General features: G+C 66.4%; 22 protein-coding genes and 1 pseudogene. 7 read left to right on the top strand and 16 right to left on the bottom strand.

The window, feature by feature from the left end; all coding sequences use genetic code 11:
- Both AC1DEZ_RS20820 and AC1DEZ_RS20815 read right to left on the bottom strand, forming a co-directional pair.
- A pseudogene (locus AC1DEZ_RS20820) lies at positions 1-303 on the bottom strand (hypothetical protein); the annotation flags it as partial.
- Between the two features lie 14 nt (positions 304-317).
- Positions 318-2,120 carry a sensor histidine kinase gene (locus AC1DEZ_RS20815; RefSeq protein WP_441510989.1) on the bottom strand — a complete coding sequence of 601 codons (1,803 nt, stop codon included), beginning with the start codon at positions 2,118-2,120 and terminating at the stop codon, positions 318-320.
- Between the two features lie 325 nt (positions 2,121-2,445).
- Here AC1DEZ_RS20815 and AC1DEZ_RS20810 point away from each other — a divergent pair, with 325 nt between their 5' ends.
- Together AC1DEZ_RS20810 and AC1DEZ_RS20805 are read left to right on the top strand one after the other, a co-directional pair.
- Positions 2,446-2,712 (top strand): hypothetical protein, encoded by a 267-nt coding sequence (locus tag AC1DEZ_RS20810; RefSeq protein ID WP_441510988.1) that lies wholly within the window; start codon positions 2,446-2,448, stop codon positions 2,710-2,712.
- 103 nt (positions 2,713-2,815) lie between these two features.
- Entirely contained in the window at positions 2,816-3,244 is a 429-nt protein-coding gene (locus tag AC1DEZ_RS20805; RefSeq protein ID WP_441510987.1) for a SufE family protein, read from the top strand.
- 6 nt (positions 3,245-3,250) lie between these two features.
- Here AC1DEZ_RS20805 and AC1DEZ_RS20800 read toward each other — a convergent pair whose 3' ends face one another.
- The 3 genes from AC1DEZ_RS20800 to AC1DEZ_RS20790 all read right to left on the bottom strand — a co-directional run bounded on the left by AC1DEZ_RS20800 (position 3,251) and on the right by AC1DEZ_RS20790 (position 5,033).
- Positions 3,251-4,048, bottom strand: coding sequence for a DUF6456 domain-containing protein (locus AC1DEZ_RS20800; RefSeq protein ID WP_441510986.1), 798 nt, complete (start codon positions 4,046-4,048; stop codon positions 3,251-3,253).
- Positions 4,045-4,410 (bottom strand): helix-turn-helix domain-containing protein, encoded by a 366-nt coding sequence (locus tag AC1DEZ_RS20795; protein ID WP_441510985.1) that lies wholly within the window; start codon positions 4,408-4,410, stop codon positions 4,045-4,047. Before AC1DEZ_RS20795 ends, AC1DEZ_RS20800 begins: the two co-directional genes overlap by 4 nt.
- Before the next feature lie 206 nt (positions 4,411-4,616).
- Positions 4,617-5,033 carry a Ros/MucR family transcriptional regulator gene (locus tag AC1DEZ_RS20790; protein ID WP_441511190.1) on the bottom strand — a complete coding sequence of 139 codons (417 nt, stop codon included), beginning with the start codon at positions 5,031-5,033 and terminating at the stop codon, positions 4,617-4,619.
- 334 nt (positions 5,034-5,367) lie between these two features.
- Between AC1DEZ_RS20790 and AC1DEZ_RS20785 the strand changes: the two genes are divergently transcribed.
- Positions 5,368-7,539, top strand: a complete 2,172-nt coding sequence (locus AC1DEZ_RS20785; RefSeq protein WP_441510984.1) for a S9 family peptidase — start codon at positions 5,368-5,370, stop codon at positions 7,537-7,539.
- Here the strand turns inward: AC1DEZ_RS20785 and AC1DEZ_RS20780 are convergent, their stop codons facing one another.
- Positions 7,540-8,898, bottom strand: coding sequence for a hypothetical protein (locus tag AC1DEZ_RS20780; RefSeq protein ID WP_441510983.1), 1,359 nt, complete (start codon positions 8,896-8,898; stop codon positions 7,540-7,542).
- A gap of 288 nt (positions 8,899-9,186) precedes the next feature.
- On the opposite strand from AC1DEZ_RS20780, the gene AC1DEZ_RS20775 reads away from it, so the two are divergent.
- A complete protein-coding gene (locus tag AC1DEZ_RS20775; RefSeq protein ID WP_441510982.1) occupies positions 9,187-9,786 on the top strand; it encodes a superoxide dismutase in 600 nt (199 codons plus the stop codon).
- Between the two features lie 69 nt (positions 9,787-9,855).
- Here AC1DEZ_RS20775 and AC1DEZ_RS20770 read toward each other — a convergent pair whose 3' ends face one another.
- Together AC1DEZ_RS20770 and AC1DEZ_RS20765 are read right to left on the bottom strand one after the other, a co-directional pair.
- Positions 9,856-11,541, bottom strand: coding sequence for a methyl-accepting chemotaxis protein (locus AC1DEZ_RS20770; RefSeq protein ID WP_441510981.1), 1,686 nt, complete (start codon positions 11,539-11,541; stop codon positions 9,856-9,858).
- Between the two features lie 120 nt (positions 11,542-11,661).
- Entirely contained in the window at positions 11,662-12,495 is an 834-nt protein-coding gene (locus AC1DEZ_RS20765) for a ChbG/HpnK family deacetylase (protein ID WP_441510980.1), read from the bottom strand.
- A gap of 195 nt (positions 12,496-12,690) precedes the next feature.
- On the opposite strand from AC1DEZ_RS20765, the gene AC1DEZ_RS20760 reads away from it, so the two are divergent.
- On the top strand, positions 12,691-13,650 hold the full coding sequence (locus AC1DEZ_RS20760; protein WP_476780571.1) for a glycosyltransferase family 2 protein: 960 nt from the start codon (positions 12,691-12,693) through the stop codon (positions 13,648-13,650).
- A gap of 115 nt (positions 13,651-13,765) precedes the next feature.
- On the top strand, positions 13,766-15,292 hold the full coding sequence (gene murJ / locus AC1DEZ_RS20755; RefSeq protein ID WP_441510978.1) for a murein biosynthesis integral membrane protein MurJ: 1,527 nt from the start codon (positions 13,766-13,768) through the stop codon (positions 15,290-15,292).
- 3 nt (positions 15,293-15,295) lie between these two features.
- On the opposite strand, the gene AC1DEZ_RS20750 is transcribed toward murJ, so the two are convergent.
- The 4 genes from AC1DEZ_RS20750 to AC1DEZ_RS20735 all read right to left on the bottom strand — a co-directional run bounded on the left by AC1DEZ_RS20750 (position 15,296) and on the right by AC1DEZ_RS20735 (position 18,309).
- A complete protein-coding gene (locus tag AC1DEZ_RS20750; protein WP_441510977.1) occupies positions 15,296-16,276 on the bottom strand; it encodes an NAD(P)H-dependent flavin oxidoreductase in 981 nt (326 codons plus the stop codon).
- 16 nt (positions 16,277-16,292) lie between these two features.
- Entirely contained in the window at positions 16,293-17,165 is an 873-nt protein-coding gene (locus tag AC1DEZ_RS20745) for a branched-chain amino acid aminotransferase (protein WP_441468778.1), read from the bottom strand.
- A gap of 126 nt (positions 17,166-17,291) precedes the next feature.
- A complete protein-coding gene (locus AC1DEZ_RS20740; protein ID WP_441510976.1) occupies positions 17,292-17,609 on the bottom strand; it encodes an AzlD family protein in 318 nt (105 codons plus the stop codon).
- Positions 17,596-18,309, bottom strand: a complete 714-nt coding sequence (locus AC1DEZ_RS20735) for an AzlC family ABC transporter permease (RefSeq protein ID WP_441510975.1) — start codon at positions 18,307-18,309, stop codon at positions 17,596-17,598. The genes AC1DEZ_RS20740 and AC1DEZ_RS20735 overlap by 14 nt, the downstream gene beginning before the upstream one ends.
- Positions 18,310-18,435: 126 nt before the next feature.
- Here AC1DEZ_RS20735 and AC1DEZ_RS20730 point away from each other — a divergent pair, with 126 nt between their 5' ends.
- Positions 18,436-19,053, top strand: coding sequence for a 4'-phosphopantetheinyl transferase family protein (locus tag AC1DEZ_RS20730; protein WP_441510974.1), 618 nt, complete (start codon positions 18,436-18,438; stop codon positions 19,051-19,053).
- Positions 19,054-19,056: 3 nt separating this feature from the next.
- Here the strand turns inward: AC1DEZ_RS20730 and AC1DEZ_RS20725 are convergent, their stop codons facing one another.
- The 4 genes from AC1DEZ_RS20725 to AC1DEZ_RS20710 all read right to left on the bottom strand — a co-directional run bounded on the left by AC1DEZ_RS20725 (position 19,057) and on the right by AC1DEZ_RS20710 (position 22,596).
- Entirely contained in the window at positions 19,057-19,797 is a 741-nt protein-coding gene (locus AC1DEZ_RS20725; RefSeq protein WP_441510973.1) for a TerC family protein, read from the bottom strand.
- Positions 19,798-19,818: 21 nt separating this feature from the next.
- Positions 19,819-20,523, bottom strand: coding sequence for a TerC family protein (locus tag AC1DEZ_RS20720; protein ID WP_441510972.1), 705 nt, complete (start codon positions 20,521-20,523; stop codon positions 19,819-19,821).
- A gap of 88 nt (positions 20,524-20,611) precedes the next feature.
- Positions 20,612-21,688, bottom strand: coding sequence for a tartrate dehydrogenase (locus AC1DEZ_RS20715; RefSeq protein WP_441510971.1), 1,077 nt, complete (start codon positions 21,686-21,688; stop codon positions 20,612-20,614).
- Positions 21,685-22,596: an alpha/beta fold hydrolase gene (locus AC1DEZ_RS20710; RefSeq protein ID WP_441510970.1), complete on the bottom strand. Its 912-nt coding sequence runs from the start codon at positions 22,594-22,596 to the stop codon at positions 21,685-21,687. Before AC1DEZ_RS20710 ends, AC1DEZ_RS20715 begins: the two co-directional genes overlap by 4 nt.
- Positions 22,597-22,766 lie beyond the last annotated feature (170 nt).

The raw sequence follows: 22,766 nt of genomic DNA, 5'->3' as shown, positions 1-22,766 counted from the left end.
GTCCGGGATCGACGCGGGGGCCGGCTCGGCGCGGCGTTCGGCCGCCGCGCGGGGCGGCGCGGCCGGTGCAGCCGAGAGCATCGGCGCCGGATGGCGCGCCTTCTGGAACATCAGCGCATTGGCGACGATCGCACAGGAAACGATGCCGAAGGCGAGAAGCAGGATCGCCCGGCCCGGCCGCCGTCCGACTGTGCGGCCGATCCGCCCGAGCCAGGAGGATTTGCGACGCGCCGGCTGCGCGCGCCGAACCGGGGCGGACAGGGAAGCGCTGGAATGGGCACGGGCGGCCATGGTCACGGACATCGGTCAGCTCGGTTTCAGGCGGTCAGACGGAGTGGTTCTTTGGTTTCGAGCCCCTTCCGCGGGGCGCGCGCGAAAGTGACGATCTTGGCCAGCGGCTCGACGGCTTCAGAGCAGCCGACCGGCAGCCGGATCGAGACCCGCGTGCCGACACCGAGAGCGCTCTCGACAGTCATGCGCCCGCCATGCAGGCCGACCAGGCCACGGACGACCGAGAGGCCAAGGCCGGTGCCCTCATGGTTGCGGTCATAGGCGCCCTTGACCTGGAAGAAGGGATCGCCCAGCCGCGGCAGGTCGGCAGCCCCGATGCCGATACCGGTGTCGGAAACGGACAGGTCGATCATATCGCCGTCGCGGACGATGGCGAGCATGACGCGCCCGCCTTCCGGCGTGAACTTGATCGCGTTGGACAGCAGGTTCAGCACGACCTGCTTCATTGCACGCTTGTCGCCCTCGATCGGCGGAAGAGCCGGGCCCGCGACACGGTCGAGCGCAACGCCGCCGTTCTGGGCGCGCAGCGCCATCAGCGTGCAGCAGTCGCGGGCAAGCTCGGCAAGATCGAGCGGGTCCCGCTCGATCTCCATCGCGCCGCTCTCGATCTTCGAGATGTCGAGCAGGGTGTTGACGACTTCCAGCAGGTGGTGGCCGGACGCATGGATGATCCGGGCGTATTCGAGCCGCTTGGCCGCATCGATCCAGCCGTTCTCCTCGGTCCCCAGCATCTCGGAGAAGCCGATGATGGCGTTCAGCGGCGTGCGCAGCTCGTGGCTCACAGTCGCCAGGAACTGCGCCTTGACGTCATTCGCCCGCAGGGCTTCGGCGTGGCCGCGGTCGCGCTCGTCGTCGGCCGCCCGGCGCGCCGTGACGTCGCGCATCACGCAGACCACGGCTGTTCCGTCCCTCCCCTCGGCCTCCCCGGTGCGATAGGCCTGCATTTCCAGCCAGAGCGAGACTGGCCGCCGATTCTCGCCCTCCCGCGGGACGAAGAGCGTGCGGAAGCAGGCGGTCGCCGCGCCATCGCCGTGGGCGGCATCGCTGAGCGCCTTCAGAAAGAGCGGCCGATCCGCGACATGCACGCGATCGAGCAAGCCGCGCCCCAGCAGTTCGCGGGGCTCCGCGCCAGCGAGAGCGCGCGCGGCGGCATTCGCAAAGACGACGGAACCGTTGGCGTCATGCCAGGTCACGAGATCGCCGACATGATCGAGAAGGAGCTGCGCCCGCGTATCCGCCGCGCGGTGCGCGCGTCGCTCGGCATCGCGCCGGCGCAGCATGATCGCGGTCGCGATCAGCACCTGCGCCAGGGCCACGATGACCAGCATCGACATTGCTTCGCTCGTCCAGACGGCAGGCCCGGCCAGGAGGCCAAGATGCTGCAGGCCGATGGCGGCCAGCAGCGCCGCAACGGCCACCCAGCCCGCCCTCAAGACGAAGTCGCGCGAGCCGAAAAAGGCCGCCTCGACCGGAACGACGACGAGCCACAGCAGCAACGGTGAAGACAGGCCGCCGGTCGCACCGGCGAGCGCGATGATGAAGAGCGACAGAGCCGCCGACGAGATCAGGTGCGCGATGTCGAGCCGGCCGGTGCGAGAGAGCAGCACGACGGCCAGGACGGGAAGCGCCGCGGCCACAACCATGACTGCCTCGAAAGCGCCGAGCGCGCCGCGCCAGGCAAGATAGGCTGGTGCAAGGCTGAGCGCGCCGCCTCCGACGAGCAGACGCGACAGAACGAAGCGCTCGTGGCGCAAACGTTCAGCCGGGTTCGACCGCACCGATGCATGCACCAATGCCGCCGCCTGTGTCCTCAGTGCTGTGATCGCCATACGGAACGCAACGCCTAAAACTCTGCGGACCACCCGTCCGCGTCACGCATCTCGCCATGCGCGGTTTAAGCGGGACTTAAGGCGCAAGCTCCCACATACTCCACCGGAAGCGGAAAAGAAGAATTATCCCAGATTTTTCATGACCTTAACTGAAATTCTGACGTTTCCGCGTCGATATTCGATGTTCGCAGCAGGGTGAATGGAACCTGAAGATCGGCTGTGGCATTCGACTCGCATTTGAGCGTTCGGAATGACGCGTTTTTTCCGGATCTCTGCCTAATCTCGCTTGTCCGGTGCCGAAGGCGCATCAGCTATGGAGATCGAGATGGCTCACTTCCTGCGCAAGGTCGCGATCATCGGGCTGATCGCGGTGAACTCTCCGGTTCACGGCAACAAGCCCGCCGAGACGACGCTGCCGCAGACCGTCCGTCACGCCGTCGAAAGCGCCCAGGCGAGCGCGCGCAACGCTGCCGGTAGCCTCACGGCCGCGCGCGAAGCGGCGGAGATTCTCGCCGGCCTCGATCCGGCGCTGCGCGAGCGCATCCTGAATACCGCAATGACGACCGCGACCGCCAAGCCGGCGACGCGCTAGCAACGCACAAAGAGGCCGGGCTTTACGCGCTTGACGCGGAACTCCCCTCGCGGGAAGAGGTCGCGCGCCCTATCTGAAGGGAACAATCGCGGCCAGGCAGGACATGACAGCAAGCCTCGACGATATCGTCGCCAATTTCGAGCTGCTCGACGAGTGGGACGACCGCTATCGTTACCTGATCGAGCTGGGCAAGAGCCTTGAACCGCTGTCCGAAGCCGCACACAACGATGCCAACAAGGTGCGGGGCTGTGCTAGCCAGGTCTGGCTTGAAGCGCGGCGTGAGGGCGGTCCAGGTCCGCAGACCCTGCTGCATTTCCGCGGCGACAGCGACGCCCATATCGTGCGCGGGCTGGTCGCGCTGGCGCTGGCGATCTTCTCGGGGCGGCCTGCGTCCGAGGTTCTCGCAACCGATGCCTTCGCCATCTACGAGCGGCTGGGCCTTGCCGCCCATCTCACGCCGCAGCGCTCGAACGGCGTGCGCGCGATGATCGACCGGATCAAGCGCGACGCCGGCGCTGCCGCGGCAGGCTGAGCGGCGTCATTCGGCCGCTGCCGGAAAGAGAGCTGGACGAGAGTCCGCAGCCTGCCAGCTTCTGAGGCCGGCCGGCCGCGCAGGGCGAGCCAGCCCGTAATGCGTCGCCAGCGTCGCCAACGCGATGCGGAGCACGACCTTGGCCGAACGCGCCGGCCAGCGTCGCTCCCTCTCGACCAGATCGAGCCCCTTGAGAAAGCCACAGATGTCGATGACCAAACCAGACAGCTCCGGCCCCAGCTTGTCGCAGGCCAGCCTGACCCGCTGACGGGCCGCGAGCGAAGTATCGGACGCGCCTGCCGCGTCGCGGGGCCCCGGGCTCCGCTGTTCCGGCGTCAAGGCGGCGTCCCAGTTCATCGTCGTACGCGGCAGCATCTGGGCCAGCGTAATGTCGGCGCGAAAACGTTCGCCGGCCGCGAATTCCTCGTCAGTCACTTGCGGCTTCCCGTCCTTCCCCGAACGGCGATATAGCCAGAGCAACGGACTCTCGCGCTCATCCAGCAGGGGCCGGCTCGGATCTGCGGCCTGGGGGCCCGTATCCTCAGCCGGCAGGCGAGCCTGCGCCTCCCCACAGAGGGCGAGCCTTGCAGATTTGCCCGCGCCGCTCCAGCCGACGAGACCATCGGCAATCAGCGCGGTGGCGACTTCCGCCGAGGCGTAGCCCGCGCCAAGGCTGGCACCTCTCGCCTCACGATAAAGCGCAATGCGTCCGCATCCCAACGGAGACGCAATCGCATAGCATCCGGGCTGCGCGAGGTGCCGGAGCAGCCGCTGCCGCTCGTTGCGATCCTGTCCAGCGGTCATCGGCGCGCCTCCCTTGCCCGGCATTCCAGCCTGTGCATCACAGCCAGGAGCGCGGCTTCGAGCGCGTTGAGCCCGCATTCGAGGCGCAGATCGTCGCGGCGGTCCTCGACCAGAGCGCAAGCATGCCGCACCGTCGTCCGATCGCGGCCAAAGCAGGCGCCCACACGCGTCAGGCTGAGGCCAAAGGTGACATGGGCAAGATACATCGCCACCTGCCGCGCCAACGCCACCTGCTGGCGGCCACGCGTGGCGCCGCGCAGAGCGGCGAGAGGAACGCGTGCCAGCCCGGCAACCGCGGCCTCAGCCAACCGCGCCCCTGCCGTGGCGCGCAGGGAAGCCTCACTCTCAGCATGAATGTTCATGATATGTTCCCAATTTCAGACGACGCTCACCGCTAGGGAGTCGCCGTCCGAAATAGGATTATATTCTTAAATCCAGACTGACAAGCCTTGGCGGCACGCTATCCCCGGCTCCTGCCACGGGCTGACAGGTATGAAAAAAGCCGCCGGGTGCCCGGCGGCTTCCTCTTTGCCAGATCGTCTGGCCAGCAGACTGGCCGGATGTCGGCTCAGCGGCGCTTCCGGCGCTGCTGACCGAGGCCCATCTTCTTCGCGAGCTGCGAGCGCGCCTCGGCATAGTTCGGCGCAACCATCGGGTAGTCCGGCGGGAGGCCCCACTTCTCGCGATACTGCTCCGGCGACATGTTGTACTGCGTCCGCAGATGTCGCTTCAGCGATTTGAACTTCTTTCCATCCTCAAGGCAGATCAGGTAGTCGGCCGTGATGGACTTCTTCACCGGAATGGCGGGCTTCGGCGCCTCGACCTGAACAACCGGGGCGGCCCCGCCGATGACGCGATTCAACGCAGAATGAACTTCGCTGATCAGAGCAGGTAGTTCAGATGCAGGCACGGAATTGTTCGAAACATAAGCGGAAACGATATCCGCCGTCAGCTCGATGTAATCCGATCCCTCGTTTTCGGTCATGGCGATGTCACTCCTTATCGTTCTTGGCAGCAGTTTTTTCTGAGGATCGCCCGTTTTGCTCTGCCTGTTTTCTGACCAAACTTTGCGATAGCGGATCAAGCACTACCGCGCCCAGAATCGGACAACGCGGACTGATCGAGATAAGCGTTTAGTCCATGCCGACTATTCATGCAAGAGAACAATTCCCAACAATTGAAATTCTGGAAAGCTCTATAATTCAACCCCTGCGCGAGTTCATTTCATTGCACCGCAAAATCAAACACACGATTCCGCAGGCATCTTGCCAGGGCTTGCGCCGCTCTCTACCTGTCGCCGCCCCTATCGGAGAATTCCCATGCGCTCGGATCAGCATCGTCAGGCTCGCGGCACGCCGCCATCCCGCCGCGGCGGCCGGCCGAAGGCGCCAAGGGCCGAGATCAGGCCCAAGGAGACCGTCGTTCATGGCGTGCCCCTGCGCGACGACTATGATTGGCTGCGGGCAGCGAATTGGAAAGACGTCCTGCGCAGCCCCGATGCATTGCCAGCCGACATTCGGGAATATCTCGAAGCAGAAAACGCCTATTGCAAGAAGCTGATGGCGCCGACGCGCGCGCTGCAGCGCGATCTCGTCAAGGAAATGCGCGGGCGGATCAAGGAGGACGACTCCAGCGTACCGCAGCCGGATGGTCCGTTCCTCTACTATTCACGCTACCGCAAAGGCGCAGAGCATCCGCTGATCTGCCGGCGTGCGCGAGGTCCGTCAGATCAGCGGAAGGCGACGCGCGAACAGATCATGCTCGACGCAGATGCATTGTCCGAAGGGAAGGACTTCTTCGACCTTGGCGATACCGCGCACAGCCCAGACCACAAGCTGCTTGCCTGGAGCGCCGATGAAGCCGGCTCGGAATTACATACGATCCGCATCCGTAACCTGGAGAGCGGTGCGGATCTGCCCGATCAGGTCGAGGATACAACCGGTGACATCGTATGGGCGAATGACTCGCGCTCGTTCTTCTATGTCGCGCTCGATGCCGATCATCGTCCGTCGCGCGTGCTGCGCCATCGCCTGGGCACGCCCGGCAGCGCGGACGAACTGCTGCATGACGAAGCGGATGCCGGCATGTTCGTCGATATCGACCGGACGCAGTCCAGCCGTTTCCTGCTGATTACCATCAGCGATCACGAGACGTCCGAGACGCGCGTGGTCGATCTCGACAAGGACGACGCCAAGCCTGCCCTGATCGCGCCGCGTCTCGTCGGGCGGCAATACGCGCTGGAGCATCATGGCAACGACTTCCTGATCCTGACCAATGCCGACGACGCCGAGGACTTCAAGATCGTCAGCGCGCCCCTCTCCGGGCCCGCGCCGGAGAACTGGCACGATCTCGTGCCGCACAGGCCGGGGCGGCTGATGCTGAGCCATGTCTGCCTGAAGGGGCGCCTGATCCGGCTGGAACGCGAAGACGGGCTGCCCCGCATCGTCATCCGCGATCTCGCCAACGGAGTGGAGAGCAGCATCGCCTTCGACGAGGAGGCTTATGGCCTGGGCATGGACCCCGGCTACGAGTTCGACACGGATACGCTGCGGTTCATCTACGCGTCGATGGCCCGGCCGGCCGAAACCTATGACTACAACCTCGCCACCGGCGAGCGGACCTTGCTGAAGCGGCAGGAAATTCCGTCCGGCCATGACCCCGCCACCTACAAGGTGCGCCGCATCTTCGCGACGGCGAAGGACGGCGAGCGCGTGCCGATCTCGATCCTGCACCGCGTCGACACGCCACTCGACGGCTCCGCGCCATGCCTCCTCTACGGCTATGGATCCTATGGCTCGGCGATGTCGGCTTCGTTCCGGACACGGCCGCTCAGCCTGGTCGATCGCGGCTTCCTCTATGCGATCGCCCATGTTCGCGGTGGCACAGACAAGGGTTGGCGCTGGTATCTCGACGGCAAGCGCGAGAACAAGCGCAATACTTTCACCGACTTCATTGCTGCGGCGGAGGCTCTGGCCGAAGCGGGCTTCACCAGCCGCGGCCGCATCGTGGCCGAGGGCGGAAGCGCCGGGGGCATGCTGATGGGCGCGATCGCCAACATGGCGCCGGAGCTCTTCGCCGGTATCGTGGCGGAGGTGCCCTTCGTCGACGTGCTCAACACGATCCTGGACGACACCCTGCCGCTGACGCCGCCGGAATGGCCGGAATGGGGCGACCCGATCCGCGACGTGCAGGCCTTCGAGACGATCCGCAGCTATTCGCCCTACGACAACGTGACGGCGCAGAATTACCCGCCGATCCTCGCCATGGGCGGATTGACCGATCCTCGCGTGACCTATTGGGAACCCGCGAAATGGGTGGCGAGACTGCGGGCCACGATGACAGGCGGCGGGCCGATCATGCTTCACACCAACATGGAAGCCGGCCATGGCGGCGCCGCCGGCCGCTTCGACTCCCTGAAAGAGACGGCGCTGGCCTATGCCTTCGCAATCCAGACGGTTGGCGAAGGCTGGCCGGGCGCCGGTGATGCCTGATCACATGCCCAACCGGCTCTTCTCGCTGGCGAGATAGACTTTGAGCTCGTCCATCGAGGCGAAGCTATATTCGCCGTCGGGGGTGCGCGCCCGGATCGAGCCGTCGGCATAGATGGTGAAATGGGCGTCGCCGACCTGATAGGCGCCGACGACGCCTTCATCGGAAGCGGCTCGCTCCGGCGCGGCAGCCTGATCGTCTTCCGCCTCGTCCTCGACGGCCTCAGCGTGCGTGGCGGCCGTCGTCTGTGCGCCTTCGCCCGGGGCGGCATCTTCCAGAGCGGTTTCGGCGTGAGGTTCGGGATCGGGCTCCACCCCTGCCGGCGCGGGAGCAGAAGCAAACTCCGGCGCCTCCGTCCGCGGCGGCCATGGCGGCGAAGCGGCCTCGGCAGTGGCTTCCTCCGCCGGTGCGGGGGTCTCGAACCATGGCTCCTTGCGGGGCGAGGCCTTGTCCATCCAGGCTTCCGCCTCAGCGAAGGGATCGGTCTCAGGTTCGAGCCTCGGCTCGACCCGGAGACCGGGCTGGGCGGGTTCGTTCAGGTGGCCGGCCAGGCTCTCGCGCAACGCGCTGAACTCGTCGAGATCGGCATCGCGTTCGGCAGGCTTGCCCTCGTCCTGCCCAGCCGGGGGCGTCGTCTCGTGCTCCGGCGAAGGCCCGGCATCAATGTGAGCCGGCTCGACCGCATGCGCCAGCGCCTCATCCTCGCCCATCGGCTGGATCTTCGCGGCGACGATTTCAGCCGGCTCAGGGCTCTCCGTCTCGATCGCAATCGGAGCGTCCTTCGGCTCTTCGGCATGCCCGGACGAGATTTCCTCGAACATGTCGGGGAGCGGCTCCGCAGGCTCCGGGGACGCAGCGTCCCCTTCGCTGCCATGCGGCGGCTCCGTCTCTTCGAGACGCTTTGCCACGAGTGCTCCGAACAGGTCCCGATCCGGGGGCGACGCGCGATCGGCAGCAGGCGCCGCCGTTTCCGGTGCCGGCGCCACGAGCGCTTCGGCCACCGCACCGACAGCGACGGCGCCGGCCGCTGCTCCAACCGCCGCGGGCACGAACGCCGACTGCTTCGCGATGCGCTCCTCGCGCGCAGCCTCCCAAGGCGCGCGGACGGGCTCGGCGGCAGCCTGCGCCGGGTGCACATCCACGCGCATCTGCGCGCCTTCCGCCAGCGACCGCTTGAGCGCGACAACCTCGCGCAGCACCCAGGCGAGCGACAGGAGGATAAGCCCGGTGCCGCTTGCGATCGTACCGATGATGACCTGGGTGAAGCCGCGTTCGAGGACCAGATAGGGCCAGCCGTCATAGATGGCGTAGACGCCGCCGCCGAAGAGAACGAAGCCCAGAACGGTAAATATCGCGATCAATTTCGCATCCTTGGCATGAGCCGCGCCGGCGCTGAAGTGACGCAAAGCCGTGCGACTATCTAACGTATTGAATAAGGGAGAGTTTCCAATCCGGACCGCTTAGGCGCAGGAAATTGGCGCGATTGTGGCCGCCTGTCGAGAAGACATGCGCATTTCGCCGTGGAAGCGGTTGTCGGCCGGCACCGGGAGGCTTAACTATCGCGTGGAATGGCAGGGCCTCCCTGCCCCCGTCCGTCGACGGCAAGCCATTCTCATTCAAGCGATTTTCATAGCCCAAGGAGAGGCCTCATGTCTTTTACTCTTCCTGATCTGCCCTACGCTCATGATGCTCTCCAGCCCTTCATGTCGAAGGAGACGCTCGAGTATCATCACGACAAGCACCATCTCGCTTACGTGACCAACGGCAACAACGCGATCAAGGGCACGGAATTCGAGGGCAAGTCGCTCGAAGAGATCGTCAAGGGCTCCTACGGCAAGAACCCGGCCGTCTTCAACAACGCCGGCCAGCACTACAACCACCTCCATTTCTGGAAGTGGATGAAGCCGAATGGCGGCGGCAAGGTGCCGGGCGCGCTCGAGAAGGCGATCGTGGATTCCTTCGGTTCGGTCGACAAGTTCAAGGAAGACTTCGTCGCGGCCGGTATCGGCCAGTTCGGCTCGGGCTGGGCCTGGCTCGAGGTCAAGGGCGGCAAGCTCGCCGTCAGCAAGACCCCGAACGGCGAGAGCCCGCTCGTCCACGGCGCCACGCCGATCCTCGGCGTCGACGTCTGGGAGCACTCCTACTACATCGACTATCGTAACCGCCGCCCGGACTATCTCAAGGCCTTCCTCGAAAGCCTGGTGAACTGGGAGTATGTCGCGGAGCTCTACGACGCCGCCAAGGCCTGAGTCTGTCGGCAAGCCCAAATGCAGACGGGGCCTCGCGGCCCCGTTTTTTATAGCGGGTCCTGCAGCCGTTCAGGATGCGACGCTGCGCAGGAACTGGTCGACCGTCGAATCGAGACGCTGGGCCTGAGACGAAACCTCGCTGGCGGCGCCGCGCACCTGTTCGGCCGAGCGCCCGGTTTCCTCGACACTATCGGCCAACACGCTGAGATCGCTGGAAACCGAGAGCGAAGACGAACTCGCCATCGCAACGCCGCTGGCGATCTCGCCGGTAGCGATCGCCTGCTGCTCGATCGAGGTGGCGACCGAGTTTGCGAACTTCTCGATCGCATTCATGCGCTCGGCGATGTTCTGGATCGCACCGACGACCTGGCCGGTGGCGCCCTGGATGGCGGCGACCTGGGCAACAATGCGGTCGGTCGCGTCCGCGGTCTGCGCCGCAAGCGACTTCACCTCGGAGGCGACGACGGCAAATCCCCGCCCTGCCTCACCGGCGCGCGCAGCTTCGATGGTGGCATTGAGCGCCAGCAGATTGGTCTGCGAGGCGATGTCACGGATCAGGTTGACGACCTCGCCGATCGCACGCGCCGTCTCGTCAAGTTCACGCACGGAACCCGCCGTATCGCGCGAGGCCGAAGCCGCCTCGACGATCTCGGTGCGGACACGCCGCACCTGGAATTCAACTTCCCGGATAGCCGCACCCATCTCTTCGGCTGCCTGGGCAGCGTTCTCGACGTTCCCGGAAGCACCATGGGCGTTGTCGGCAGCGCGCGCAGCGCGCTGCGACGATTCTGCCGCGACCCGTGCAAGACCGTCGGATGCCTCGCGCATCCGCTCCGCATTGTTCTTGAACGCTTCGAGTGCGAGCCCGACCTCGCTCCGGAACGAGGTGATGGCCATGTCGACGCCCTGCTGGCGCGCGCGCTGCTCATCCTCAGACGCGCTCTGCTTCTCCTGCAGCGTCGCACGCTCGGCGAGACGAACCTTGAGCACGCCGAGCGCACGGGCGATCGCGCCGATCTCGTCGCGCCGTTCCAGCGCATCGATGGGTGTGTCCAGCTTGCCGTCGGAAATGCTGACGATGGATTTCGTCATGCTGCGCAGGGGGCGCATCGTCCGCGACAGCGAGATCCATAGCAGAGGCCCGAGCACGACCAGAATGAGAAGGCCGAGCCCAATGGTGACGAGTTGCTCCCAGGCGGCGCGTGCCACGAGCCGGGTCTTGTCGAAGCGCAAGGCGACATAGCCGATCAGCTTCTGCTGGCCGCCAACGCGCACGGCATGGATTTTGGTCACGAAGACGTCGTCTTCGATTGCGATCTCGTCGCGGCCTTCCAAGGCCTTCCAGGGCTCCTGGCCGACGGCGGCGGTCAACCAGCGAGGTGTCAGCGCGAGACGCGCCTCCTCGGTGCGCCCCGCCGATGCCAGGGCGGACAGATCATCCCCGACCACGCCGGCGTCGAAATCGGGGTCGCGGCGCAACGAGTTCAGGATGTAGCCGAGGGTGTTCGTGTCGCGCGACAGGATGAGCGACGGTGCCGCATTGACCACCATGAGGGTCAGCGCCGTGACCTTCTGATCGAGATCGGCGCGGGTGCGTGCATCGTTATAACGCGCGATCGCCATGACGACGAGGACAACCGTCACCGCGACGATCGCAACGGCGGCAGCGGCGATCTTTCGGCTGAGCGAACCCAGGTCCCGCCCGATCGGCTGCGCCAACTCGCCCGCAACCGAGGCGCGTCTGAACCACGTCATCGCCCCGAACATCCTCGCAATCCGGCGCGCGCATTTTGCGGCAGCACGCCAAGCCAATCCTCCGGCAACATTGGCCGATGCGGGTAAACAAATCGCTTGCGCGTCGGCCCGGAACGCCAGTCAGCCCGCCAGTTCGTGGAAGCGTCGCAACGGCATGTCCGGCGGCGGTTCGAAGGCGGCCAAGGCGGCATGCTCGATGGGCCGCGTCGCGGTGACCGGGTCGAGCCCCGCCAGTTCGGCATCGACGAAACCGGGATGGCACATGACGAGATGCACCTTGCCGGGCTTGATCAGAAAGCGGGCGAGGTCAGCGCTGAAATCGCGATGCGGATCGAAGGGTGCCACGCCCGCGAAGCCGGAGTTGACGCGCAACTCTCGCCTGAGCACCGCGCTGCGGAAACCCGCCGCAAGCCCGGCGATTACGAGCGCCTTGCCGACCGCCACGCCGCGCGCACGAATTGCCGCGATCCGATCGGCCGGATCGCGTACATAGAGCGAACCTGCGGGATAGCGCCGGGCCAGCAAATCGAGCAGCGCCCGCCGGACGCCTGGCAAGACGTGAACATGCTGGTGACCATCGACGAAGTCCGGCGGGCGGCCCATCGCATCCTCGAAAGCGTCGAGCTGTCGCGCGATCTCGCTGGCGATCTCGGCTCTGACCACACCCGAGACCGCAGCGGCACGCGCGACGTCCTTCAACCCCGGCAAGGCGCCGCCGGGTGCAAGGCGCGGCATGGTGGCGATCGGGGCGGCGCAGGTCAGGTTCAGATGCAGGCCGAGATCGGCCGTACCGGCGAAAGCGGCGAGCTTCGGCGCCAGCCGGCGCCAGTGCGGGCGATTGGTCATGGCGCCGGTGGCGGTCAGCCTGCCGCGCGCCAGCAAATCCAGAATCGCGCGGCTGACGCCTTCGGTCATGGCGAAATCGTCGGCGCAGAGGATGAAGCCTTTCGCCATGCCGTTTGTTGTCCCTCGTTCAGCCGGATCGCGGTATAGCGCGGCGGGCTTGTCGGCCGGCAAGCTTTAAGGTTCTGTGCGTCGCGCGTCACCTCGGCGAGGAGGCGCGTGGAAAGGTTGTTCGTGTCGGATTCCGCATCTCAGCCGGTTCAGCGCGCGCCCCGGGCGGCCCGTTGGCCGGAGCTTTCGATCGTCGTGCCCGTGCACAACGAGGCCGAGAACCTGCTGCTGCTGGTCGGCCGGCTGCGCAGCGTGCTCGAAGGTAAGGTGTCCTCCTGGGAAATCGTCTTCGTCGACGATGGCAGCCGGGACGACACGCTGCCGGTCATCCGAGACCTGAACGCCGCCGATCCGCGAATCAGCGCCGTCTCCTTCAGCCGCAATTTCGGCAAGGAGATCGCGATCGCCGCCGGCCTCGACCACGCGATGGGCGATGCCGTGGTCATCATGGATGCCGATCTCCAGCACCCGCCGGAAGTCATCCCGACCTTTCTCGAGAAATGGCACGAGGGCTATCTCAACATCTACGGACAGCGCACCGACCGCGAGGATGAAACCCCGCTGAAGCGCAATTTCGCCAAGGCCTTCTATCGGATCTTCTCCTATTTCGGCGAAACCGACCTGCCGGAAGGCGCCGGCGATTTCCGGCTGCTCGACCGCAAGGCGGTCGATGCGCTGCGCGCATTGCCGGAGCGGGCGCGCTTCTCGAAGGGGCTCTATGCCTGGGTCGGCTTCCGTTCGATCGGCGTGCCCTTCCATGTCGCCGAGCGCGAGCACGGCCAATCCAAGTTCAAATATCGCAATCTGTTCTCCTTCGCCTTCGACGGGCTCTCCTCCTTCTCCACGGTCCCTCTCAAGATCGCGACGTGGTCGGGAGCTGCCATCGCGGTGATCGCCGCGTTCAGCGCGGTCTACTTCCTGCTGCGCACGCTGCTGTTCGGCACCGACCTGCCAGGCTTCCCGTCGCTGATCGTCTCGATCATGTTCTTCTCCGGCATCCAGCTGCTGTCGCTCGGCATGATCGGCGAATATGTCGGGCGCATCTTCGCAGAGGTGAAGCGCCGCCCGCTCTATCTGATCGGCGAGCGCGTCGGCTTCGATGCGCGCACCGTCGACCATCCGCGCGGCGACGCCCTGCCGCCGCTGATCCGTTGATGAACATGACAGGGCGTCATTCTCGGGCTTGACCCGCGAATCTCGTTCAGGAAGAGGCTCAGGCGCCTCACTGTCCCGAGATGCTCGGGTCAAGCCGAGCATGACGAGGTTGCAGATGCTCAGAAACATCCTGTCGGTCGGCGGCTACACGCTGATCTCGCGCTTCACCGGCTTCGCCCGCGACGTCATGCTGGCGGCTGTGCTCGGTGCCGGCGCGATGATGGACGCTTTCTCGGTGGCGCTGCGCCTGCCCAACCATTTCCGCGCCATCTTCGGCGAAGGCGCCTTCAACCAGGCCTATGTGCCGACCTATGCCCATGTCGCCGAGCGCCAGGGCCAGGAGGCGGCGAATCTCTTCGCAGACCGACTTTTCACCGTCCTCCTCGTGATCCAGATCGTGCTGCTGGTGCTGGCGTTGCCGCTGATGCCCTGGCTGGTGGCGCTGCTGGCGCCGGGCTTCGTCAACGACCCCGCCGTCTTCGACCTCGCCGTCGCGCTGACGCGGATCACCTTCCCCTATCTGCTGTTCGTGACCATGGTCACGTTTCTGGGCGCGACACTGAACGCAGTCGACCGCTTCGCCGCCTTTGCCGCCGCGCCGATCCTGTTCAACCTCTTCATCATGGCGGCGCTGGCCGTGCCCTTCCTGTTCCCGAGCGCCGCCTATGCCGCGGCCTGGGGCGTCGCGGTCTCGGGCGTGGCTCAATGGGCCCTGCTCTATATCGCGGCCAAGCGGGCCAAGGTCTCCAGCACGATCGTGCGGCCGCATATGGATCCCGGCGTCCGGCGCTTCCTCAAGACCTTCGGCCCGGCCGTGATCGGCTCGGCCGGGCAGCAGATCGCGATCTTCGCCGATACGATCATCGCCTCGCTCCTGCCGCGCGGCGGCTATGCGGCGCTCTACTATGCCGAGCGGCTCTACCAGCTGCCGCTCGGGCTGATCGCCATCGCGGTCGGCACCGTCGCGCTCTCAGCGATGAGCCGCGCGATCGCGCGCGGCGACGAGGCTGCCGCCAACCGGGCGCAGAACCGCGCCATCGCGATCTCGCTCGTCGCCAGCGCCCCCTTCGTCGCCGCCTTCGTCGCGGTGCCGGAACTGATGGTCGCGGGGCTGTTCCAGCGCGGCGCCTTCGGCGCGCAGGCAAGCGCCGCCGCCGGAGCCGTGCTCTTCGCCTATGCGCTCGGCCTGCCGGCGATCGTAATGATCCGCACGCAGGTCTCCGCCTTCCAGGCCCGCGGCGACACGACGACCCCGATGCTGGTGGCGCTCGCCGCCATCGCCTGCAACCTCGCGCTCAAGCTCCTGCTCTGGCGCGACTGGGGCGCTCCGGGCCTGGCGCTCGCGACAGCGGCCGGCGCCTGGGTCAATCTGCTGGCGCTGTTCGTGCTGGCGCGGCGGCGCGACTGGACGGTGCCCGACCGACGCCTGCCCGGGTTCGCGGCGATCGTCTGCGGCGCTGCGGCCCTTTGCGGCCTCCTGGCATGGTGGGGCGCGCCGCTCGTGATCAAGCTCACGGCGTCCCTTCCCTTCGAGCCGCTGCTGATGGCAGTCCTGCTGATCTCGACCGCCGCCGCGGTGCTCTACGCGTTGCTCGCCATCGGCGGCCTGAAGGCGACGGGCCTGCTGAAGCTGTTGCGCTGACGCTCAGGCGAGGTATCGGCCCGCGCGCCCGAGCAGGGCCGCAGCTTCCGCCGCCATCCGCTCGACGATCTCCGCGGCGCTTGGAATATCGGAGATCAGACCGGCTGCCTCGCCGAATATGACGGCAGCCTTGTCGGGATCGCCCGCCGTCACGGCCTCCCGATAGGTGGGTGCCTCCGTCTCGATAGCGCCCATCAGCTCGGCATCACGCCCAGCCCATTTGGCAATGAAGGCGTTGTTGGAAACGCGGATGTCGAAGGGCTTCGGCCAATCGAGCTGGCGGACGATGTCGGGTAGCGAGGAGCGCACGGTCTCGTCTCCAGTCGCCGCCACCGCGGCCGCATGGTGGCGTTCGTGGACCAGCGCCTCCCGGCTCGCCCAGAAGCGCGTGCCGACCAGCACGCCATCGGCGCCGAGCATCAGCGCGGCGGCGAGGCCGCGGCCGTCCGCGATCCCGCCCGCTGCAAGCAGAAGCGTGTCAGGGCTTTCGCGTGCGATGAGATCGGCCGCTTCCGGCACGAAGGGCAGCGTCGCGCGGCTGGCGCCATGCCCGCCGGCCTCGGAACCCTGCGCGACGACGATCGCGGCACCGGCCTCCAGCCCTTGCCGAACATGATCGAGCGTCTGGCACTGGCAGATCAGCGGCACACCGGCCGCGGCGATCCCGGCGGCGAAGGGGCGTGGGTCGCCGAAGGAGAGCATCAGTGCGGCGGGCCTGTGAGCCAGCGCCTGCGTCAGCAGCTCCGGCTTCCGCGCCATCGACCAGGTGATGAAGCCGCAGCCGACCTGCATATTGCCGGCAGCGGCGAATTGCTGCTCGATCCAGGCGCCCTCGCCATAGCCGCCGCCGATGAGGCCGAGGCCTCCGGCGTTGCTCACCGCGGCTGCCAGCGCCCCGCCGCCTGCCAGCGCCATCGGCGCCGACAGGATGGGGTGGACGATGCCCAGCCGCTCGGTGAGCCGCGTGGCGAGGCGCGCCGTCACGGGGCGAACCGCCTTCTCAGGCGGCCTTGGCCTTGCTGTGCGCGAAGTCCATGTAGAGCTCGCGGGCGCGGCGGAAGAGCGGGCCGGGCTGGAGCGTGCGGTTGTCGATGCGCGTCACCGGCATGCACTTCGAATAGTTGCCCGACATGAAGATCTCGTCGGCCTGCTCGAAATCCTCGTAGCGCAGGCTGCACTCCTCGACCGGCACGCCGCTCTCGCGCATCAGCTTGATGACGCGCTGGCGGGTGATGCCGTTCAGGAAGGTGCCGTTCGGCACCGGGGTCTTCACCACGCCGTCCTTGGCGAGGAAGATGTTCGAGGTCGCGGTCTCCGCGACATGGCCGAGCATGTCGAGCACCAGCGCATTGTCGAAGCCGGCGGCCTTCGCGGCCTTCAGCACGCGGGCGTTGTTCGGATAGAGGCAGCCCGCCTTGGAATCGGTCGGCGCGGTCTCGTAGCTCGGGCGGCGATAGATGCCCTTGGTCACCGAGAAGCCGGCGGTCGGCTGCGGCATCGCCGCCTCGAACAGGCAGAGCGCGAACTGGGTCGATTCCGGATCGGGCATGATGGTGGACGGGCCGTCGGCCTCGGCCCAGTACATCGGCTTGACGTAAAGCGCGGTGCCGGGGGCGAATTTCTTGGCGCCTTCATACATCTTCTCGACGATGAAGTCCGGGGTGACCGTGGGGTTCAGGCCGAGCGCCAGCGCCGAGCGGTTCACGCGGGCGGCGTGCAGATCGATATCGGGCGCGACGCCGTCGAAATAGCGGCCGCCGTCGAAGACCGAGGAGCTCTGCCACAGCACATGGCTGCGCGGACCGACGAGGCCGGGGTTGCCCTCATGCCAGGCGCCATCGAACCAGGTCCACGTCTGAGAATACCATGCCATGACGGCGCTCCATTTTAGCTGATTTTACTGTGACGCACCGTCCTCCCCCCGCCCTTCGTCGTCAACATGCGCCGGTGCATATCGGGATGACGTGATGTGATGGAAGCAATCGGCGCGGGTGATGGATCAGAAGCCGAACGCGCGCAGGGCGGAGATCGCGGCCATGCCGGTCAGCAGCGCCAGCAACTCGCTGCGCCGCAGGATCATGGTGCCGATCGCGACCAGCAAGGCAACGGCCGCGGCCGCCCCGAGGCGCTCGATCAGCGGCAGCACGGTCGCGACAACGATCGAGCCGGGCAGCGCTGCGAGCCCGCGCCGGACATGCGGCGTCAGCGGGATGAAGCTCATCAGGACGACGCCGGCGATGCGGCAGAGATAGGTCGCGATCGCCATCGCGCCGATGGCGAGGACGGCGCCCCAGGTTCCGGGATCAGGCAGCGTCATCGCGGAACGCTCCCGTGACGGCGCCGGCGAGCGAGCCGACGATGATGAAGGCATAGCCRTCGACSAGCTTGGCCGTSACCAGCGCGACGAGGCCGGCGACGACCCAAGGCACCATGCCGCGCCGGCCACGCCAGAGCGGCACGATCATCGCGGCGAAGAAGATCGGCATGACGAGGTCGATGCCGTAACGGCGCGGATCGCTCACCAGCGCGCCGAGCATGTAGCCTCCGCCCGTCGCCACGACCCAGACCAGCCAGAGCGCAAGTCCAGCCCCGACGAGCACGCCGAGATCGCGCCCGCCCTCGGCCTGGTAGCGTGTGCCTATCAGCCAGTTGGCATCGGTGAAGAAGAACAGGTGGAAGGCGTTGAGCGCCTTGGGGTACTTCGCGAACCAGGGCTGGAGGGACGCGCCCTGCAGCACCATGCGCGCATTGACCGTCGCCGTGACTACGGCAACGCCGACGATGGCGCCCCAGCTCCATTCGGGGCGCCAGAGCTCCAGCGACACCAACTGCGCGACGCCGGCATAGACGAAGGCGCTCATCGACAGCGTCTCGAGCATGGAAAGTCCCTTCGCCGCCGCGGCCGCTCCGAAGGCGACCGCAAAGACGACGATGCCCGGCATCAGCACGGACACCTTGCGTATGCCCAGCACCATGCCGGTGCCCGTGATCGGGGCCCTCTGGGCAGTCGGTTCCATGTTCTGATCTGGCGGCATCGCCCTCCAAAAGGGGAAACACCCAGCGCTCGTCAACGCGCATCACCGGGACGGGCGCATGAATGGCGCGCAGAACGCGACAGCATGCGGCGGTGCCGGTAGAGTCGAATGATGCTCTGGCTCGATTCCGCCGACAGCGCGGCCCCTGCCCTCCCGGCCGTCTGGCTGATCCCAACGGGGGCAAGCCCGCGTAACCTGGCGGAGCGCTCCGAGCTGAGACGTGGAACGGCGCGGCGTTTGCTGGCCCGACAGCTCGGCTGCACGGAAGAGGATGTCGCCATAGCGCATGACCCGGCCGGGCGACCGCTGCTCGGCCTGCCCGCGGCATCGGGGATCGAGCTTTCTGTCGCGACGCGGGCGGGCATTGTTGCTATCGCGCTGGCGCGTCAGCCGGTCGGCGTCGATGTCGAGCGCATCGAAGCGCCGACCGCTCCGCCGCTCGATGTGCTGCATGCCGACGAGCGCAAGCGCCTCGCAGCGATGCCCCTCGCCCTGCGCCCACTCGCCTTCGCGCAGATCTGGGCGGCGAAGGAAGCCTATGTGAAAGCACTCGGCGTCGGCTTCCGGCGAGCGCCGGAGAGCTTTGCGGTATCGCTCCTGTCGGAAACAGCCTTTCGCGTGGACGACCCGTCGCACCCGACACAAGCGCGCGGGCACCTGCGCACCATGAAAAACGGCGGCCAGGAAATCCTGGCCGCCGCAGCAATTGTCCTCGACGGAGGCTGAAGCTCAGCCCGGCTGATCGACCGGCTTGCGCTTCAGCACATAGGCGACGACGCAGACGAAGAGCGCGCCGATGACGGCAGCCGCATAGTGCGGCAGGTTTGCCGGGCCGATGCCGATGGGGCTGACATCGGTCGAAACCGGCTTCACCCAATCCGGCCAGTTCACCTGCAGCCACTGCAGCACCGCAATATCGCCAAGGATCATCTCGCCAGCGATCCAGCCGAGCAGCGCGGCACCGAGCCAGATCAGGATCGGGAAACGCTCGATGATCGAGGTCAGGAGCTGCGCGCCCATGATGATCAGCGGGATCGAGAGCAGCAGGCCGAAGATGAACAGCTCGGCATGTCCGCGCGACGCCGCCGCAATGGCGATGACGTTGTCGAGGCTCATCACGGCGTCTGCGATGGCGATGGTGCGGACGGCTTTCCAAAGGCTCTCGCTCGCCTCGATTTTACCGTGCGATTCCTCCTCGCCGACCGCCAGCTTGATCGCAATCCAGAACAGCAGGACGCCGCCGATCACCTTCAGATAGGGCACGCCGAGCAGATAGGTCACCACCAGCGCGAAGATGATGCGCAGGCCGACGGCCGCACCGGCGCCGAGCCAGATACCGACCTTCTTGCGGTTCTCCGGCAGCGAACGGCAGGCGAGCGCGATCACGACCGCATTGTCGCCGGAGAGCAGCAAATCGATCCAGATGATCTGCAGCAGCGATATCCAGAAGGTGGAGGAGGAAAAATCCATCGGTCAGAGTGCCTCTTTTCGTCAGTGAGCCGGATCGGGCCGGCGCGATTTGATGAAGTAGCCGAGACCGACCACGAGCAAAGCGCCCAGGATCGCGGCCGGATATTCGAGCTTGTGCAGCAACTCCGCGCCGAACCGCTCGACCAGCCAAGGATCGCTCTCGAACATCTCGCCCGCGACCCAGCCCAGCAGCGCAGCGCCGGCCCAGACGAGGATCGGAAAGCGGCTCAGGAGATTGGTGATGAGCGATGCGCCGAGCACGATCAGCGGGATCGAGATGATCAGCCCGGCGACGAGCAGCGGGATCGAATCCTTGGCGACGGCGGCGATGGCCAGCACGTTGTCGAGGCTCATGACGATGTCGGCGATGGCGACGGTCTGCACCGCCTTCCAGAGCTTGCTGCTGGCGGCGACGGAGTTCTCGTCCTGCCCCTCGTCCTCGACGATAAGCTTCACCGCGATCCAGATCAGCAGCCCCGCGCCGATGATGCGCAGGAAGGGCGCGTTCAGCAGCGAGGCGATCAGTACCGTGAAGACGACGCGCAGCACGACCGCGACGCCCGCGCCGAGCGCGATCCCCTTGGTCCGCTGCGCCGGCGCCAGTGCGCGGCAGGCGAGTGCGATCACGACCGCATTGTCGCCCGAGAGCACGATGTTGAGGGCGATGATTTCGGCAAGCTTACCCCACATCCGGGGGTCGACGATGGAAATCGACGAAATATCCATGAGCTCAAATCCGTTCTCAGCCACATGACCCCGGTCGAAGCGGCCGGGGCTCGTCTTGTTGCAACCTGACGTCCCTGTTCGTCGCCGATCAGAGAGCCTGTTCGACCGCCCGGCCGGCGGCCTCCGTTCCAAGCGATCCGCCGAGATCACGCGTGCGGGTGCGGGCATCGCCCAGCGCCCGCTCGATCGCGGCCTCGATCGCCTGCGCCGCCTCGCGCTCGCCGAGATGGTCGAGCATCATCGCGCCCGACCAGATCATGCCGACCGGGTTGGCGATGCCCTGGCCCGCGATATCCGGCGCCGAGCCGTGGACCGGCTCGAACAGCGAGGGATGATCGCCCGTCGGGTTGATGTTGCCGGAAGGCGCGATGCCGATCGTGCCCGTGCAGGCCGGCCCGAGATCGGAGAGGATGTCGCCGAAGAGATTGGAAGCGACGACCACGTCGAAGCGGTCCGGGTTCAGCACGAAATGCGCGGTCAGGATGTCGATATGATACTGATCGACCGCGACATCCGGATAGCTCTTGGCCATTTCCTTCACCCGCTCGTCCCAATAGGGCATGGTGATCGAGATGCCGTTCGACTTGGTGGCCGAGGTCAGCTTCCTGCGCGGCCGGCGCTGCGCCAGCTCGAAGGCGTATTTCAGCACGCGGTCGACGCCGACGCGGCTCATCACCGTCTCCTGGATGACGATCTCGCGCTCGGTGCCGGCATACATGCGGCCGCCGACCGAGGAGTATTCGCCTTCGGTATTCTCGCGCACGACGAAGAAGTCGATGTCGCCGGGCTTGCGGCCCACCAGCGGCCCGGGAACGCCCGGCATCAGGCGCACGGGGCGCAGGTTGACGTATTGGTCGAACTCGCGCCGGAACAGCAGCAGCGAACCCCAAAGTGAGATGTGGTCCGGCACCTGCTGGGGCATGCCGACCGCGCCGAAATAGATGGCGTCGTGACCGCCGATCTTCTCCTTCCAGTCGTCCGGCAACATCTTGCCGTGCTTGGCGTAGTAATCGCAGGAGGAGAAATCGAACTCGTCGAGCCGCAGCTCGAAGCCGAACTTCTTGGAAGCGGCCTCCAGCACGCGCAGGCCCTCGGGCATGACTTCCTTGCCGATGCCGTCGCCGGGGATGACGGCGATGCGATAGACGCGATTGGTCCCGCTCATGATGCTGCTCCGAAAAAGGCCTTGAATTCCGCGGCAACGAGGTCGGGGACCTCTTCCGCGAGGTAGTGCCCGCCCGGGAGGGCGCGGCCGCGCACATCCTGCGCACGCTCGCGCCACAAGGCCAGAGGGTCGAAGCACTTGCCGATAATGCCGTTGGCGCCCCAGAGCGCGAGCAGCGGCTGCGTCAGTTTGCGGCCCTCGTCCTCGTCGTCATGGCGGATGTCGACAGTCGCGGCGGCGCGGTAATCCTCGCAGGAGCCGTGGATCGTCGCCGGGTCGGCGAAGCAGCGCAGGTAGTGGGCAAGCGCCTCCGGCGCGAAGGGCGTCATCCCGGCCGAGCCCGAGCCGCATTTCTTGCGCCAGTAAGCCTCCGGATCGGCGCCGATCATCCGCTCCGGGAAGGGGGCCGGCTGGATCAGGAAGAACCAGTGCCAATAGGCGCGGGCGAAGGCGTCCGTCGTATGTGCGTACATCTCGCGCGTCGGCGCGATGTCGAGCGTCGCGAGGCGGATGACGCGCTCGGCATGGTCGAGCGCGAGGCGATGCGTGACCCGCGCCCCGCGATCATGGGCCCCGACGAAGAAGCTGTGATGGCCGAGAGCCGTCATCACCTCCGCCATGTCCCGCGCCATGGCGCGCTTGGAATAAGGGGTGTGCTCGGTGTCGGTCTTCGGCTTCTCGCTGTCGCCATAGCCGCGCAAATCGGCGCAGACGAGTGTGAAGCTCCCTCTCAGCCGCTCCGCCACCTTGTGCCAGAGCGCGTGAGTCTGCGGATAGCCGTGCAGCAGCAGAAGCGGCGGCCCCTCCCCGCCGGTGCGCACACGGATGCGCGCGCCCGACGTCTCGACGTCGAGCAGGCGAAAACCGGGAAACAGATTGTCCGCAACGGGACGTTCGGTGAGGCTCATAGGACCGTGGCGATGCAAGAATGCGCCAGCCGATACCCTGAAAGCTCACGGATTGCTTTGGCGGATTATTACATAATCCTGATCAATGGTGGCGCATGCGTCATTCTCGGGCGGAGCGAAGCGCAAACCCCAGAATCTCTGGCAGGAGATGCTCGGGTCAAGCCCGAGCA

This window comes from Allobosea sp. 10L422 (genome assembly GCF_056395345.1).
This window is presented reverse-complemented; position numbering and strand designations above follow the sequence as displayed.

Bases quoted from the DNA above. Each gene is read 5' to 3' on its own strand.
- AC1DEZ_RS20720 (WP_441510972.1), bottom strand. From the start codon at position 20,523: ATGGATATTTCGTCGATTTCCATCGTCGACCCCCGGATGTGGGGTAAG.
- AC1DEZ_RS20740 (WP_441510976.1), bottom strand. From the start codon at position 17,609: ATGACGCTGCCTGATCCCGGAACCTGGGGCGCCGTCCTCGCCATCGGC.
- AC1DEZ_RS20730 (WP_441510974.1), top strand. From the start codon at position 18,436: ATGATGCTCTGGCTCGATTCCGCCGACAGCGCGGCCCCTGCCCTCCCG.
- AC1DEZ_RS20745 (WP_441468778.1), bottom strand. From the start codon at position 17,165: ATGGCATGGTATTCTCAGACGTGGACCTGGTTCGATGGCGCCTGGCAT.
- AC1DEZ_RS20800 (WP_441510986.1), bottom strand. From the start codon at position 4,048: ATGACCGCTGGACAGGATCGCAACGAGCGGCAGCGGCTGCTCCGGCAC.
- murJ (WP_441510978.1), top strand. From the start codon at position 13,766: ATGCTCAGAAACATCCTGTCGGTCGGCGGCTACACGCTGATCTCGCGC.
- AC1DEZ_RS20710 (WP_441510970.1), bottom strand. From the start codon at position 22,596: ATGAGCCTCACCGAACGTCCCGTTGCGGACAATCTGTTTCCCGGTTTT.
- AC1DEZ_RS20805 (WP_441510987.1), top strand. From the start codon at position 2,816: ATGACAGCAAGCCTCGACGATATCGTCGCCAATTTCGAGCTGCTCGAC.
- AC1DEZ_RS20790 (WP_441511190.1), bottom strand. From the start codon at position 5,033: ATGACCGAAAACGAGGGATCGGATTACATCGAGCTGACGGCGGATATC.
- AC1DEZ_RS20775 (WP_441510982.1), top strand. From the start codon at position 9,187: ATGTCTTTTACTCTTCCTGATCTGCCCTACGCTCATGATGCTCTCCAG.
- AC1DEZ_RS20725 (WP_441510973.1), bottom strand. From the start codon at position 19,797: ATGGATTTTTCCTCCTCCACCTTCTGGATATCGCTGCTGCAGATCATC.
- AC1DEZ_RS20810 (WP_441510988.1), top strand. From the start codon at position 2,446: ATGGCTCACTTCCTGCGCAAGGTCGCGATCATCGGGCTGATCGCGGTG.
- AC1DEZ_RS20765 (WP_441510980.1), bottom strand. From the start codon at position 12,495: ATGGCGAAAGGCTTCATCCTCTGCGCCGACGATTTCGCCATGACCGAA.
- AC1DEZ_RS20770 (WP_441510981.1), bottom strand. From the start codon at position 11,541: ATGACGTGGTTCAGACGCGCCTCGGTTGCGGGCGAGTTGGCGCAGCCG.
- AC1DEZ_RS20795 (WP_441510985.1), bottom strand. From the start codon at position 4,410: ATGAACATTCATGCTGAGAGTGAGGCTTCCCTGCGCGCCACGGCAGGG.
- AC1DEZ_RS20715 (WP_441510971.1), bottom strand. From the start codon at position 21,688: ATGAGCGGGACCAATCGCGTCTATCGCATCGCCGTCATCCCCGGCGAC.
- AC1DEZ_RS20815 (WP_441510989.1), bottom strand. From the start codon at position 2,120: ATGGCGATCACAGCACTGAGGACACAGGCGGCGGCATTGGTGCATGCA.
- AC1DEZ_RS20785 (WP_441510984.1), top strand. From the start codon at position 5,368: ATGCGCTCGGATCAGCATCGTCAGGCTCGCGGCACGCCGCCATCCCGC.